This is a genomic window from Pseudoxanthomonas sp. UC19_8, assembly GCF_042700505.1.
GTDB lineage: Bacteria > Pseudomonadota > Gammaproteobacteria > Xanthomonadales > Xanthomonadaceae > Pseudoxanthomonas_A > Pseudoxanthomonas_A winnipegensis.
Window position 1 is genome coordinate 2742136 of record NZ_CP170559.1, and the last position, 14905, is coordinate 2757040.

The following is a 14905-nucleotide window of genomic DNA, read 5'->3' on the forward strand; positions in this document are numbered from 1 at the left end:
AAGTCTTGGTCGCGGCCTTCAGGCCGGATGGAACCGCAGCGTCGCCACCACGCCGCGTTCGGCGCCGGGGCGCACGCTGACCTGCCAGCCGTAGAGGTCGCACAGCCGGCTGACGATGGACAGGCCGATGCCGCCGCCCTGCGAATGCCCGGCGTGGGTGCCGCGATAGCCGCGGTCGAACAGCCGCGCCGCGTCCTCCTCGCTCAGGCCCGGGCCGGAGTCGATGACCTCGACCGCATCGTTGAGCACGCGCACCCGCACCGTGCCCTCCTGGGTGTACTTGACCGCATTGCCGACCAGATTGCCCAGCGCCACCGACAGCGCCGCCTCCGGCGCGTCGATGACCAGGTCCTGGTTGCCTTCCAGCATCAGCTCCAGCGGCTTGCCGCCGATCTGCGCGCGGTGCGAATCCAGCAGCTGCTCGGCGACCTTGGCCACATTGCTGGTGCCCTGCCCGCGCTCGTTGCGCGAGAGCAGCAGCAGCGAGCCGATCAGGTCCGAGCACGCCTGCTCGGCGCGCTGGATGCGCAGCAGGCGCGCCTGGATCTTGGGCTCCAGGTCGGGCTTGCCCAGCAGCAGTTCGGTCGCGCCGCGGATCACCGCCAGCGGCGTGCGCAGCTCGTGGCTGACGTCGGCGTTGAACTCGCGGTCGCGCTGCACGACCTCGGTCAGGCGGTTGGAATAGTCGTCCAGCGCGCGCGCCAGTTCGCCCACCTCGTCCTCGGGGAACAGCGGCCCCAGCTGGGTCGGGTTGCTGCTGCCGCGGTAGGCGCGCAGGCGGTTGGCCAGCTCGGACACCGGGCTCATCACCCGCGAGGCCGCCCACCAGCCGATCAGCAGCGAGACGAGGGTAAACACCAGCACGGTGCCGTACAGCGTGCGCTTGAACTGCACCTCGCCCTGAGCGACCTGGCCCATGTCGTAGGCGATGAAGAACCAGGCATTGGGCGTCTTGCGCACGCCGACCTTGTAGGCGAAGGGCTTGCCATCCGGATCGGTGCCCGACATGGGGTGGATGCCGTCGTCGAGTTTTTCCCACTCTGGGAAATCGCGCCGCAGGCTGTCCAGCTTGTCCGGGCGATAGACGAAGCCCTTCATCTGCTGGACCGGGATGTCCAGGTTGCGTCCGCCGCTGGCCACATAGCTGCGCCAGGACGCTTCCATGTTGCGGTTCATCACGTCCTCGACCAGCTGGTTCTCCACGCGCTGGCGGGCCACGTTCGAGGCATAGGCGAACAGCACCGTCAGGCACAGGCCCAGCAGGGCGAAGGACCAGACGATGCGGGTGCGCAGCCGCCGGCGGAACTTGCGCGCCCGCGTCGCGGCCGGCCGCGCGGACGCGGGGCCCTCAGGCTTCGGGAGCGGCGATGCGGTAACCGATGCCATGGCGGGTCTGGATGAGCGGGACTTCGAACGGTTTGTCGACCACCGCACGCAGACCGTGGATGTGCACGCGCAGCGAGTCCGAGTCCGGCAGCTCCTCGCCCCACACGCGCGTCTCCAGCTCCTGGCGGGTGACCACCGCCGGCGAGGCCTCCATCAGCGCCTGCAGGATCTTCAGCGCGGTCGGGTTGAGCTGCAGCAGCTTGCCCTGGCGACGCACTTCCAGCGTGTCCAGGTTGTATTCCAGGTCGCCCACGTCCAGCACGCGGGTCTGCACGCCCTTGCCGCGGCGCGAGAGCGCGTTGAGGCGCACCTCCACTTCCTGCAGGGCGAAGGGCTTGATCAGGTAGTCGTCGGCGCCGGAGTCGAAGCCGGCCAGCTTGTTGTCCAGGCTGTCGCGGGCGGTGAGCATCAGCACCGGGGTCTGCTTGCGCGCCTCGTTGCGCAGCTTGCGGCAGACCTCCAGGCCATCCATGCCCGGCAGGTTGAGGTCGAGCACGATGGCGTCGAAGTCGTGGACCACGGCCAGGTGCAGGCCGGTGACGCCGTCGGCGGCGAAATCCACGGTGTGGCCGCGATCTTCGAGGTAATCCCCCAGATTGGCGGCGATATCGCTGTTGTCTTCGATGACGAGGATGCGCATGTCAGCAGGTCTCCTGCGGCCGGGCGGCCGGGACGGCGCCAGCACGGCGCATCGGGAATGGGAAAGTCATGGGGATCCTTGGGTTGTTCCTGTGCGGGCCAAGCCGCAGCGGGCCGGCCTGTTCAGCCTTCCGCGCGGGACGGGGCGATTCTGTCACACCGTCGGTGAGCCTCCCTGCATGGCCGTTCACGTTCGGCTGGCGGGGCGGCGTGCGAGGGGGGATGGGCGTTGGACCGCGGCAGCGGCCACCAGTTCCACCACCGCCCCGGCGATGTCCACCCCGGAGACCTGCTCGATGCCTTCCAGCCCCGGCGTGGAATTGACCTCCAGCACCAGCGGGCCGCGCGCCGAGCGGATCAGGTCCACGCCGGCCACGCCCAGGCCCAGCACCTGGGCAGCGCGCACGGCCACGGCCGCCTCTTCGTCGCTGGCGATCGCCGGAAACGCCTCGCCGCCACGATGCAGGTTGGAACGGAAGTCGCCCTCCGGCGCCTGCCGGCGCATCGCCGCCACCACCCGGTCGCCGACCACGAAGCAGCGCAGGTCCGCGCCCTTGGCCTCCTCGACGAACTCCTGCACCACGAAGCTGGCGTACAGCCCACGCAGCGCCTCGATCACCGAACGCGAGGCCGAGGGCTTCTCGGTCAGCATCACCCCGGCGCCCTGCGCGCCCTCGTTGAGCTTGATCACGTGCGGCGGCGGGCCCAGCAGCGCCAGCAGGTCGGCGGTGTCGTCCGGGTTGTCGCCGAACACGGTGGCCGGCAGGTCGATCCCGTGGGCGGCCAGCAGCTGGTGCGCACGCAGCTTGTCGCGCGCGCGCAGGATCGCATCGGAGCTGTTGGGCGTGTGGCAGCCCATCAGCTCGAACTGGCGCAGCACCGCGGTGGCGTAGCGGGTGACCGAGGCGCCGATGCGCGGAATCACCGCGTCGAAACCGGACAGGGTGGCGCCCTTGTAGCGCAGGTCGAAGCGGCCGCGGTCGATGCGCATGTAGCAGCGCAGCGGATCGAGCACGCGCACGGTGTGGCCACGCAGGCGTCCGGCCTCGACCAGGCGCTTGGTCGAATACAGCCGCGTGTTGCGGGAGAGGATCGCCAGTTTCATGCGGCTGCGGGCCGGGGTAGAAAACGGCGCACAGCATGACACGGCGCCGTGACCGCTCATGCGCGCGCCGCCGCGGCCCTCAGTCGACGGTGCAGTCGACCGTGAAGGTCAGCGCGCCGCCCACCGGCAAGGTCTGCAGCTGCAGGCCGGTGTTGGACTGCAGTGCGGCCAGCAGCGCGGCATCGCTGCCGGTCGGGCAGATCGCACCGCCGCTGGCGTTGCCGCAGCGGGCCGCGGTGCAGGTCAGGCCCGCCGCGGCCGGATCGCGGAGCACCGCGCCATCGGCGGCGACCGGCCCCGCATTACTGACCACGATCCGGTAGCTGGTCGCCTCGCCACGGGTCAGCGTGTCGCCGGCCTGGTCGTTGGGACCGGCCGACGGCGTATTGGTCTTGGTCACGCTCAGTTCGGCGCGCAGCGAATAGCACACCCGCACCGAGCCGTTGCGACCGCTGCCGCCGCCGTCGGCGCCGGCCACCCGCGTGGGCGAGGTCGCGGTGGCCGCGACATAGGAGCCGCCGCCGCCCGGGTAAGCCGACTCGGGGCCACCGCCGCCGCCGGAATACCCGCCGCCGCCACCGCTCTCGCGATCGTCCGCGCCGCCACCGCCGCACACGCCCCAGCCGCCGGCCGCGCCGATGCGATCGCCGGCCAGCGGTTCGCCCGTGCCGCCGGCGCCGCCGGACGCGCCGTTGATCGAACACTGGCCGCCGCCGCCCGCGCCCTGGTGCGCGCCGACGAAGGTCACGCCCTGCCCGGGGCTGTTGAATCCACCGCCACCTGCGCCGCCGTCGCCGGTCTGGCAACTGGTGCTGCCGTCGGCGGCGACTTCGCCGAACTGGCCCCCTGCCCCGTTGACGCCGCCCAGCCCACCGGCCGCGCAGTCGCCACCGGCCGGCGAGCCGCCGTTGCCGCCATCCAGGCCCGCGCGCCCGCCGCCGCCATTGCCGGTGTTGTCATCGCCACCGCCCGCGCCGGCGATCAGCGCCAGCGCGCCATTGAGATACGCGCCCGAGGCGCCGCCGCCACCGGACTCCTGGTCGTTGGCGCCGGGCGGCGCCTGGCCCGCCAGCAGCGTGATCACATCGCCCGGCGCGACCGCGAACGTGCCCTCGACCCGCGCCCCGGCGCCGCCCTGATACGGATTGAGCGTGCGCTCGCCGCCATCGGCGCCGACGGCGATCAGACGCACCGAGGTCACCCGCGCCGGCACGGTGAACGTGGCGGGCGTATTGCCGGTGTAGGCATACAGGCGGGTCTGCTCGAGGCCGGCCGGGCAGCTGGTGACTTCCTGGGCCTGGGCCGAGGCCATGGCCGCAAGCAGCGCCAGGCCGAGCCCCACACGGACGAACACGAACGAAGACTTCATCGAACCTGGAGACCTTGCTCAATCACGGGAAATGCCCGATCGCGGTTGAAACCGCGAAGCTGAGGCCTCTGGTAGAAGCCCCCGCCTTGGTGGGAGCAACTTTCTCATCAAATCTTGCGGCCTGCATGTAGAGCGGAGCTTGTGGCAATCCCCTCTTGGGGACTCCGCTGCTCTTCGTTCGGTTCGTGGGGAAGGCCCCAGCGGAGCAAGCTCCGCTCTACAGGTGGGAGCCCCCATGACGGCGATAGGGCTTTGCCGGGAAAGCATCACCGCCGCCATGGCGCCCCTCACGATGTGGAGTGCGGCGGGATCTTAGTCGACCGTGCAGGTGACGGTCAGCGTGACCGTGCCGGTATTGGGCAGCGTGGGAATCGCAGCCCCGCCGGAGCTTTGCAGGGCACCCAACAGCGCGCTGCCGCTGGCCTGGGTCGGGCAGGCCGCGCCGTTGGTGGCACCGGTGCAGCTGGCGCTCGTGCAGGTCAGGCCGCTGCTGGCCGGATCGCGCACGATCGCGCCATTGGCCGGCTGCGGACCGTTGTTGGTGACCACGATGGTGTAGGTCTGGCTCGATCCCTTGACCACCGTGTCGTTGGCCTGATCGTTGGCGCCCGCGGCGGGCGTGTTGGTCTTGGTGACCACCAGGTTGGCACTGGCCTGGGCGATGGTGATCTGCGCGTCCTCGACCTCGCCGCTGGTCGCCGTGCCGGACGGGCTGGCGACCTCGCTGGCGTTCTGCGCGTAACGCAGGCGGACCCAGGTCGTGCCGGCCTGGATGTCGTTGGGCACTGTCCAGCTCAGGCTGGCCGTGCCATTGGCACCCGAGCATGTGCCGGCGGCGCGCTCGTCGCTGTCGAAGGTCCCGTTGCCGTCGAAGTCGATCCAGCCGGCCACCGTTCCGGTGCCGCTGCAGGCGATGCTGCGCGTGAGCGTGGTGCCCGCGGTGCCGGCATTGATCGCCGGCGAGGCGGGCCAGCCATTTTCCTCATTGGCGCCGGCGATGCCGTAGGCGTTGTCGGAGGAGGACGTGTCGGGCTCGCCATCGGGGCCGACGGTGCCCACGCGATCGGTGGTCAGCGGCGACAGGCCACCAGGGCGGAAGGACGAGGCGTTGATGTTCGTGCCGGTGGCCGATACGCCGCTGTCGTCGCCGTGCACCCAGTCGTAGAACAGGTGCGCGGCGGTGCCGTAGCTGCTGGGCGCATCCCCGTAGTCCGCGCGCGGCACCAGCAGGCCGATGGACATGGCGGTGATACCGCTGCCGCGCATGGCGAAGGACATGCTCGGCGTGGCGGTCGGCGTGGTGAAGGTCAGGTAGCTGAGCGCCACGGGACTGGTGCCGCCGCCCTGCCCGCCCGGACCGAACTCCATGGTCTGGCTGCCGCCGTTGGTGGTCTTGGTGGCGGTATAGGGATTGCCGTTGCCGGCGAACATCTCCAGGATGTTCCAGTTGCCCGCGGCCGTGCCGCGGATGTATTCGCTGGGGACGCCGTTGCCGTCCAAGGTGGATTTGAGCGACTCGGCATCGGCGATGACCAGGCCGGGAATCGGATACGACGCCCCGTTGCGGGTCGCCGAGCAGTCGATATCGAAGCTGGCCGTCGAGGCCATCGCCGTGGCCAGACCCGCCACCAGATTGTTGGCGCCGCCGGTGCCATCGATGTTGTACATGTCCTCCAGGCCATCGCCGCTGTAATCGCCGGAGCGATAGCTGCTCAGCGCGCCATTGAGGTTGGCCAGCGTGCAGGTCACCTGGATCTGCTGGCCGTTGGCCACCTGCAGGGTGGCCGTGGTCGAGTTGCCGTTGGCCAGCGCCACGCCATCGGTGCCGTTGACGCCGCCGCCCCAGGTCAGCCAGAGGATCTCTTTGCGGTACTTGCCCGTGCCGCCGGTGGCGTAGGCCGCGGCCTGCGCCTGCTGCATCGGCGCCAGCGCCGCGCCGGCGGCCAGCGCCAGCCCCAGGCCACGCATGGCCCAGGCCTGCTTGAAGTTGATGCGCATCAGTAGCTCCCCACCAGGTTGATGAACCAGCCCTTGTGGTCGTAGTCGAAGTCGGTCAGGTCGTCGCTGAACTGGGTGAAGTTGTAGCCCAGCCCGATCCGCAGGTTCTTGCCGATGTCGCGGTCCACGCCGGCCAGCCAGCCGCGCCGGTTGCCGCCGTCCTCGACCTTGAGCATGCGGTACTCGCCCATTGCGTGCCACTGCTGACCCAGGTCGTAGCGGATGGTGGTGCCGTAGAAGGTCGTGGTCGAATCGAACCACTGGCCCGCGCCGCGGCCATAGCGCGCCTTGCCCACCCGCTGGGCGACCTTGGCCGCGAACTCCCAGCGCTGGTCGGGCTTGTACACACCCTCCAGCGAGAGCACCTGGGTCTTCTGGTCGTAGTCGTGCCCGCCGATCTGCGCCAGCGTGGCCAGGTCGTACAGATAGGTGTAGCGGCCGAACACGGCCCAGCGCACCGAGTCCCAAGGACGCCAGGCGAAGCCCAGGTTGCCCTCGATGAACCTGGCGCCGGCAAGCGGATCGAGCTTGTCGTCGGTGTCGGAGTAGTTCAGGCGACCGGCGATGCGCCAGCTGTCGTTGAAGCGATGCGTCAGGCGATTGGTGGACACCCACTGCTCGCGCTCCTCCGCACCGGTGTCGCGCCGCCATTCCACCTTGGAAGCCCAATCCGTATCGGGCGAGGTGCGGCCCAGGCTGACGCTGATCGCGCGCCGCTCGACTTGCCCGCCGGCGCTGTTGACCAGATCGCCGCGCTGCAGGGTGAAGCCGCTGGTCCAGCCCTGCGCCGGGTAGAAATCCAGGCCGAAGGTATGCGCCAGGCCGGACTCGCCGGCGGTGTCGTCCTTGAGGAACTGGCTCTCGTTGAACACGTTGATCTGGTTGGACAGGCGCCAGCGCTGGCCCAGCGTCCAGCCGTCGCGCGCGCTGTTGTTGAACAGCGGGTCGTAGGCCTGGGTGTCGTCGTGGGTGGCGGTGTAGGCGCCGTACAGGCTGTGATCGGGCGTAAGGCGGTACTCGGCATTGACCGTGGCCGCATCGCCCCGATCGCCGCTGGTGACTTCCGCGCCGACCGAGGACAGGTTGCCGAACAGGTACTTGCCGCCGACGGTGTAGGCGTCGTTGTCGGCGTACTTGCCGTGGTCGTCGTCCAGGGTCAGCTGCGCCTGACCATACAGGTCGAAGGTGTCGCCGAAGCGGTGCGTGTACTTCAACGCGCCCAGCAGGCCGGCGGCCTCGCCGACGGTGCGCTGCTCCTCGACGCGGCGGATCTCGGCGGCCAGCGTGTCGAAGTCGCCGATGCGCCACTCGCTGGTGACCTGCGCCTGGATCAGCGACTGCGCACCGCTCTGCGTCTTGCTGTAGCGCGCGTACACGCTCAGGTCCTGGGTGAACTGGCCGGTGACTTCCGCGCCGTACTCGGTGAGGTCCTCGCCGGTGTCGTAGCGGCTGATCGAATAGCCAGCGCCGACCTCGCGCCACCACGCGCCGGCCGCCCAGTCCTGCTGGGTCCAGCCGAGCTCCTTCAGATTGGCGCGCGCCTCAACGGCCTTGGCCTCGCCCTGGCGCGGGCCGGTGGCGTTGATCTGGGTAAAGGTGAAGCCACCGTTGTCGGAGAAGAACACCGGCGTGGCGTAGGACTCGGTCTGGCTGTACTCGGCCTTCAGATAGGTGCCGCGACCGGCCTGCAGGGTGACATCGCCGCCCTTGAGCGTTTAGTCCTCGCCGCTGCGGTTCTCGTCGACGTAGGTCGCACCGACGGCCACGTGGTCGCCCAGCCACTGCTTGCCGCGGAAGCCGGCGGTGACCTCGTCGTCGTCGAACCCGGTCGGGACGAATTCGTAGTCCACCAGCAGGCGCTGCGTATAGCCGTCCAGCGGCGTGTCGCGGGTGAGCGTGGTGACGTTGTCGCGCGTGATCTGCGCCAGCGGACGGGTCAGCAGGATGCGACCCTGGATCTGGTCGATCTCGTAGTCCACCCCGCGCACCAGCGTCGCCCGGTCGACCACGCGGCCGGTGGTCGGGTCGCTGACTTCCAGCACCACCTGGTCGGAACCGGCCAGGATCTCGGTGTGCTTGAGGTAGTACAGGCTGCCACCGGTGCCGAGGAACTCGCTATGCCCCGGCGCGCTCTGCGCCTGCGAGCCGAACGCGCGCACCTGGGTCTTGGCCTCGCCCCAGGGATTGATCGCGTGCGAGCGCCAGTCGATCGCCGCGCCGTACAGCGAGCGCACGTACTGGGCGTACTCGGTGTCGGTGAAGCCGGTGGCGTAGTTGCCCCACAGCGCCTGGTTCTTGTCCCAGTCCACGCGCACGTAGAACCGGCCCTGCGTGTCCACGTCGCGACGCACGGACGAGTCGTCGCCGTAGGTCGGGTAGTAGAGGTCCGGGTCCAGGCTGCGGAACACGTCCGTGGCATAGGCCTGGGTGAAGTGGTCGAACAGGTGCTCCAGATCCTGCTCGGTGGTGTCCGCCTGCGCGGTCACCAGGTACTTGCCGTTGAACTTGGCCTTGCCGTAGAAGGCCAGGCGGCCGTCGCTGATGATGTCGTCGGCGTAGCGCGGATCGGTGGCCGACAGCGTCGCGGTCGAACCGGACACCTTGTTCTGCGCCACGGTCACATCGGCCAGGCCGACGCCGAAGAAATAGCGCCCGGTGACATCCACATCCAGCGTGCGGTGCGCGGCCGGCACGCCGGTGCCCGCGGCCGCGCCGCCCAGCCCGTCGGCGCCGTCCTGCAGCGCCACGTCGAAGCTGTGATGGCCCACCGGCACCAGGTACTCGGCGGCGAACTTGCGCTCCAGGTCGACCGGATAGGTCTCGCCGTTGATCGCCAGCTGGTAACCCTCGGGCAGGTTGCGGCCCTGGATGCGCACGCGCGAGCCGTACAGCGGGATGTTCTGCAGGCGCAGCCCGTTGCCGGCGAACACGTCCTCCACCAGGCGCTGGGTCTGGGCCTGGTCGTCGGTCAGCGCCGTGCCGAGGCTGCGTTCGGTCGACGTGCGCAGCAGGTCGCTACCGCGCTGGGCTTCGTCGGGCCGGACCAGCTGCAGTGTGCGCGGCGTGGTCTCGTCGAAGCGGCCCTGCGCGTCGTAGGCGCGCAGCACATAGGCCAGCGAATCGCCGGCACGATAGTGGTAGTCGGCCGGCAGCTGCCCATCCCAGTCGACATGGCTGACGTTGCCCACCTGCATCGGCACGGTGGCCAGCGGCGCGACCAGGTCGGTGTCGGTGGCGCGATAGATCGCCAGCTCGTAGCGCGCGACGAAGGCCGAGTAGTTGCTGCGCACATAGAACTGCACCGGCTTGGTGATGCGCGCACCGTCGAAGGCGACCAGCCCCGGCGCCGACACCGACAGCTCGGCCGTGCCGATCTGGGGATCCTCGGTTGCCCAGATCACCCCGCCGTTGGCCAGGCTGATCGAGAACTTGCCGGTGGCCGTGGCCTGGCCCGGCTGCACCTGCAGGATGTCCACGCGGCGGTCCGCGGCCAGCGCGGCGGCATCGGACGCCTGCGGCGCGGTGACCGGCTGCGTATCGCCGCGGGTGCGCACCTTGAACAACAGGCCTTCGCTCGCCTGGCAGCCCTCCGGGCCGCACTGCGGCTCTGGGGTCTCGGGCTGAGCGGGGGACGCTTCCTGCGCGGCCGCCAGCGGCGCGGTGCCGGCCAGCAGGCTGATCAGGGTGTAGTCCAGCAACTTCATCGTGATGGTCTTCATGCTCAGCCCCCTTACTGCCCGGCCACGCCGGCAGGAGCCGTCGGATCGTCACTGGATTGCACCGTCACCTTCGCGCGCACCTCGGGGCGCAGTCGTTGGGCCAGCGCCTGGTACACCGCCTTGGCGCGGCGCAGGCCGAGTTCGACGTTGCGCGCCGCGTCGCCGCGACGGTCGGCATGGCCGACCAGCGCCACCACGCCACCGCCGCGCTGTTCCAGATAGCGGGCCACGCCATCCAGCAGCGCATCGGCCTGCGGCTTGATCGTGGCCTTGCCGGTGTCGAACAGGACCGAGCCCAGCAGCGGGCCGCGCCCGTCCAGGCCGGCGATCATCGTGTCCGGATCGGACGCCTCGCTGCGCAGGCTCACGCGCGTGGCCGCCGCGGTGGCGGCCGTCAGTCGCGGTACCAGCGCGGCCTTGACCGCGTTGGCGCGGTCGAACGCCAGCGCGGCGCTTTCGCCGTCGGCGGCGATCACCACCTCACCGCCGTGATAGGCCTCGATGCGGCCGGCCATCTTCTCCACCACCGGCAGGTACTGCGGCTTGAGCTGGGCGCTGTCGGCCTCGAACAGCACCTGGCCCAGCTCCAGTTCCACCGTGCGCGCACCGCCTTCGATCAGGCCCTGCGGCAGCTTGATGCCGAAGTCGAAGCGCACCGGCATGCCGGGCGTGATGCGACGGACCAGCGGATTGGCGGTGGTGAACTGCGCGCCGCTCGGCAGCGTGGTCGGATCGACCTTGAGGATGAAGTTGCGGCCGCGCGACCACTGCCCACCGTCGACGCCTTCCAGGTGATAACGGCCGAACTGGTCGGTCTCCATCACCAGGCCTTCGACCGAGGCGATGCGTACGCCGGGAATGCCGCGCTCGTCGATGCCGCTGTTGCGGATTACGTAGTCCACCACGTAGCCCTGCTCGCCCTGCGACAGGCGGCGCTCGACCGTCGGCGCGGCTGCGGTGAGGCCCTTGGCGGCCTGGCCGCTGGTGTCCACGCGCGTCCTGCCGGCCGCATCCATGCGCACGGTCACGCCCTGGTCGGTGGTCAGCACGAAATCGTCGCTGAAGCGCGGCGCGCTGAGCACCTGGCGGATCACCACCTGGTGCGCCTCGGCCGGATCGGCCTCGGACTGGCGTGCGCTGAGCTTGCCGACGGCGATGCCGTGCAGCAGCGGCGCGCTCGCGTCGGCCTGCGGCTGCCAGCCCTGGCCGGCATCCATCAGCGTCGAGTTGGGCACGTAGGCCGACGGATCGAACCCGCCCTGCACGCGCAGCCCGGTGATGGCCGCGCTGTCCTGCCAGCCGTCGCCGTCGCGGTCGTCGAACACCGTGCCCAGCAGCAGACTCTCATCGACCAGCGGATCGGAGGAGATGGTCAGCGAGGCGGTGGCGACGTTGGACACCGGCGCACCGGCGGCGGTGACCGCCTGGGCCTGGTTGACCTGGGTGCCCTGGCGCACGCCGGCACCTACCCGCATCAGGTAGACGAAGGTCGCGCTCTGCCCGGCGGCCACGTCCACGCCGGCGATGCGGATCGGCGACTGGCCGCTGACCGTGGCGCTGCGGTCGTCATCGCCGGCGACCAGCGAGCCGGCCACGTAGGTGAAGCCCGGCGGCGGCGTATCGGTGATCGCACCGCCGACGAAGTTGCCGTCGCCGACATTGCGCACGGTCAGCGTGTAGCGCACCAGGTCGCCGACCACCGCGGTGTTGACGGCCACGGTCTTGGTCAGGCGGATGTCGTAGCTGGAGGCCACGATGACCGTGGCGATGGCGCTGCCGCAGTTGCTGGGGTTGGCGGCCTCGCAGATCGTGTACGGATAGGCGTAGGTCGCGGCCGGCGTGCCCGCCGCCACGGCGATCGTGCCATCGGCGCGCATGACCAGGCCAGGCTGCGGCGAGGCGCCCGGGGTCAGCACCACATTGGTCATGGTGGCGCCGCTGCCGCCGACGGTGTCGTTGCCGAGCACGCTGGGCAGGGTGGCGCCGGCGCTGCTGTCCACCGTGGGCGGATGGTCGTCCACCGGCACGATCGGGGTCACGGTCACCACCACGGTGGCCACGGCCGGATCGCAGTTGGTCGGATGGGCGCGTTCGCAGATGGTGTAGGGATAGCCGTAGCTGCCGGCCGGCGTGCCGCGGCTGACGCTGATGGTGCCGTCGGCGTTCATCGCGAGGCCGGCATTGGGCGACGTCCCCGGCGTGAGCGACACGGTCGAGGTGCTGACCGGCTGGCCGCCGAGGGTGTCGTTGCTCAGCACCGTGGTGGTCGTGCCGGCTTCGTTGATGGCCGGGAAGCGGTCGTCGTTGGCCACGATCGGCGGGGCCACGACCACGGTGGCGACGGCGCTGTCGCAGTTGTTGGCGTTGTTCTTGGCGCAGATCGTGTACGGATAGGCGTAGGTCGCGGCCGGCGTACCGGGCGCCACGGTGATGGTGCCGTCCGCGTTCATCGTCAGCCCCGCCTGCGGCGAGGCGCCCGGCGTCAGCGTGACCGTGTTGAGCGACACCGGCTGGCCAGCCAGGGTGTCGTTGACCAGGACCGAGGGCGTGGTCCCGCCCGAGCCGCTGCCGATGGCCGGCATGGTGTCGTCGACCGCATCCACGGCCGCCTGGACGACGATGACCTTGGTGGCCGTGTCGCAGGTCGCCGGCGTGGTCGGCGGGTTGATGCACAGCGTGTAGGTCAGCGTGTAGCTGCCCGGCGTGGTGCCCTGGGCCACGGTGATGCGGCCGGTGGCCGGGTCCAGCGTGATGCCGCCCGCGGCCGGCGTGCTCGACAGCGTCGAGCCGGTGATCGTGGCATTGCCGCCGGTGCCCAGCACGGCCGGTGCGTTGTTGACGGTGTCGTTGCTGGTCACCGGCGTGGCGCTCGTGCCCCCGGCGCTGGTCAGCGTCTCGGCCGCATCGTCGACCGCGTCGATGCCGGCCTGGACCACGATCACCTTGACCGCCGTGTCGCAGGTCGCCGGCGTGGTCGGCGGGTTGGTGCACAGCGTGTAGGTCAGCGTATAGCTGCCCGGCGTGGTCCCCGGCGCCACGGTGACGCGGCCGGTGGCCGGATTCAGCGTGATGCCGCCCGCGGCCGGCGTGCTCGACAGCGTCGAGCCGGTGATCGTGGCATTGCCACCCGTGCCCAGCACGGCGGGCACCGCGTTGACCGTATCGTTGCTGGTCACCGACGTGGCGGTGGTACCACCGGCGCTGGTCAGCGTCTCGGTCGCATCGTCGACCGCGTCGATCGCGCTGCCCACGTTGACCGTGACCGTGGCGATGTCGCACACCGCTTGGTTCGGGCTGGTGAGGCACACCTGGTACTGGTAGGTGGTCGTGCCGCTGAAGCCGGCGTTCGGGGTGAAGGTGATGGCGCCGCTCGTCGCGTTGACGGTGGTGCTGCCATTGGGCGAAGGCGTGGTGACCGTGACCGAGCCCGGGTTGATCGTGCCGCCCACGTGGGTGTCGTTGCTCAGCACGGCGGTGGTCACCGGCGTGGTGGCCGGCGTGCTGGCCGTGTCGTTCACCGCATCGATGCTCGGCGCCGCCACGGTCAGGGTCGCGGTGGCCGTATCGCAGTTGCTCGGCTGGCCGGCCTGGCAGATCGTGTAGGGATAGCTGTAGCTGCCCGGCGTGGTGCCCGGCGCGACGGCGATGGTGCCGTCGGCGTTCATGGCGATGCTGCCGGCCGCGGGCGACGGCGCCGTGCCCGGCGTCAGCGCGACCGTCGCGGTGGTGGCCGCCGCGCCGTTGAAGGTGTCGTTGCCCAGCACCGAAGCGGTGCTGGTGCCGCTGACCACGGTGCCGAACGGATCGTTGACCGCATCGATGGGCGGATCGATGGCGGTCGCGTCGGACGGGGTGCAGCGCGACTGGGTCGCGCCGGACGCCGGGCAGGTCGCATCGCCGCCGCCGCTGACGCGCGCGGTGTTGGTCACGCTGCCCGTGGTGCCGGTCGCGACCGCGACCGTCAGCGTGATCGGGTTGCCGGACGCGCCGTTGGCGATGGCGTCCGTGCTGGTGCAGGTCACGGTCGCGGCGGAGCTGCCGCAGGCCCAGCCGGCACCGGTGGCCGAGACATAGCTCAGGCCGCTCGGCAGGGTGTCGACCACGCTGATCGCGCCACTGGTGGGCGCGGTGCCGGTGTTGCCGGGGGTCAGGGTGTAGACCCCGTTCTGGCCCTGGCGGAAGTTGCCGCTGTGGCTCTTGGCCAGGTTGAGCTGGGGCGCCACCACGGTGTCCGAGTCGGTGGCCGAGACCTCGCAACTGCCGCCGGCGGTGCAGGTCACGCCGGACGGGTTGGTGACAGTGACCGTATTGGTGACCGAGGTCTGGGCGACGGCGGGAAGCGCGGCGGCCAGGCCGATCAGCAGCGCGAACGAAGAGAGCGCGCGCAAGACCTTCTGCGCGCCAAGGATTGACGTCACTGCCACGGAACTGCCCCCTGTTTCAAAGACACAAGGCAGCGCCGGTCCAATCGTGGCCAACGCAGCCTTGCGAGCCTCCCCCATCACGGCCAAGGACCGCGATGTACGACGCGCGCCGCAAAAAAGTGCGTAACACGTCGCTTATAAATGATAACTGGCTCACGCTTTTCTGGCCACCCCCAGGAATAAACGTGATTTGAGTCACCTATTTTCACCTAGGTGAATTGAAACGTTCAGCTCCGGCGGGAATGCCTTGCAGACGGGCGATTAG

8 protein-coding genes are annotated in these 14905 nt (G+C 70.1%); all 8 read right to left on the reverse strand.

What is annotated here, in order from left to right:
- Nucleotides 1–18 precede the first annotated feature (18 nt).
- Nucleotides 19–1386 (reverse strand): sensor histidine kinase, encoded by a 1368-nt coding sequence (locus ACFJIT_RS12190; RefSeq protein ID WP_379653744.1) that lies wholly within the window; start codon nt 1384–1386, stop codon nt 19–21.
- A complete protein-coding gene (locus ACFJIT_RS12195; protein WP_130515758.1) occupies nt 1349–2026 on the reverse strand; it encodes a response regulator transcription factor in 678 nt (225 codons plus the stop codon). Before ACFJIT_RS12195 ends, ACFJIT_RS12190 begins: the two co-directional genes overlap by 38 nt.
- 186 nt (nt 2027–2212) lie before the next feature.
- Entirely contained in the window at nt 2213–3130 is a 918-nt protein-coding gene (gene rimK / locus ACFJIT_RS12200) for a 30S ribosomal protein S6--L-glutamate ligase (protein ID WP_379653745.1), read from the reverse strand.
- A 79-nt stretch (nt 3131–3209) separates the two neighbouring features.
- The gene (locus ACFJIT_RS12205) at nt 3210–4499 is read right to left on the reverse strand and encodes a hypothetical protein (protein ID WP_379653746.1); all 1290 of its coding nucleotides are present in this window, start codon (nt 4497–4499) and stop codon (nt 3210–3212) included.
- 312 nt (nt 4500–4811) lie between these two features.
- The gene (locus ACFJIT_RS12210) at nt 4812–6497 is read right to left on the reverse strand and encodes a CshA/CshB family fibrillar adhesin-related protein (RefSeq protein WP_379653747.1); all 1686 of its coding nucleotides are present in this window, start codon (nt 6495–6497) and stop codon (nt 4812–4814) included.
- The gene (locus ACFJIT_RS12215; RefSeq protein ID WP_379653748.1) at nt 6497–8122 is read right to left on the reverse strand and encodes a hypothetical protein; all 1626 of its coding nucleotides are present in this window, start codon (nt 8120–8122) and stop codon (nt 6497–6499) included. Before ACFJIT_RS12215 ends, ACFJIT_RS12210 begins: the two co-directional genes overlap by 1 nt.
- Before the next feature lie 90 nt (nt 8123–8212).
- Nucleotides 8213–10216 carry a hypothetical protein gene (locus ACFJIT_RS12220; protein WP_379653749.1) on the reverse strand — a complete coding sequence of 668 codons (2004 nt, stop codon included), beginning with the start codon at nt 10214–10216 and terminating at the stop codon, nt 8213–8215.
- A gap of 11 nt (nt 10217–10227) precedes the next feature.
- Nucleotides 10228–14640, reverse strand: coding sequence for an OmpA family protein (locus tag ACFJIT_RS12225; RefSeq protein WP_379653750.1), 4413 nt, complete (start codon nt 14638–14640; stop codon nt 10228–10230).
- Between the last annotated feature and the right edge of the window lie 265 nt (nt 14641–14905).

Bases quoted from the DNA above. Each gene is read 5' to 3' on its own strand.
- ACFJIT_RS12190 (WP_379653744.1), bottom strand. From the start codon at position 1,386: ATGGCATCGGTTACCGCATCGCCGCTCCCGAAGCCTGAGGGCCCCGCG.
- ACFJIT_RS12195 (WP_130515758.1), bottom strand. From the start codon at position 2,026: ATGCGCATCCTCGTCATCGAAGACAACAGCGATATCGCCGCCAATCTG.
- rimK (WP_379653745.1), bottom strand. From the start codon at position 3,130: ATGAAACTGGCGATCCTCTCCCGCAACACGCGGCTGTATTCGACCAAG.
- ACFJIT_RS12205 (WP_379653746.1), bottom strand. From the start codon at position 4,499: ATGAAGTCTTCGTTCGTGTTCGTCCGTGTGGGGCTCGGCCTGGCGCTG.
- ACFJIT_RS12210 (WP_379653747.1), bottom strand. From the start codon at position 6,497: ATGCGCATCAACTTCAAGCAGGCCTGGGCCATGCGTGGCCTGGGGCTG.
- ACFJIT_RS12220 (WP_379653749.1), bottom strand. From the start codon at position 10,216: ATGAAGACCATCACGATGAAGTTGCTGGACTACACCCTGATCAGCCTG.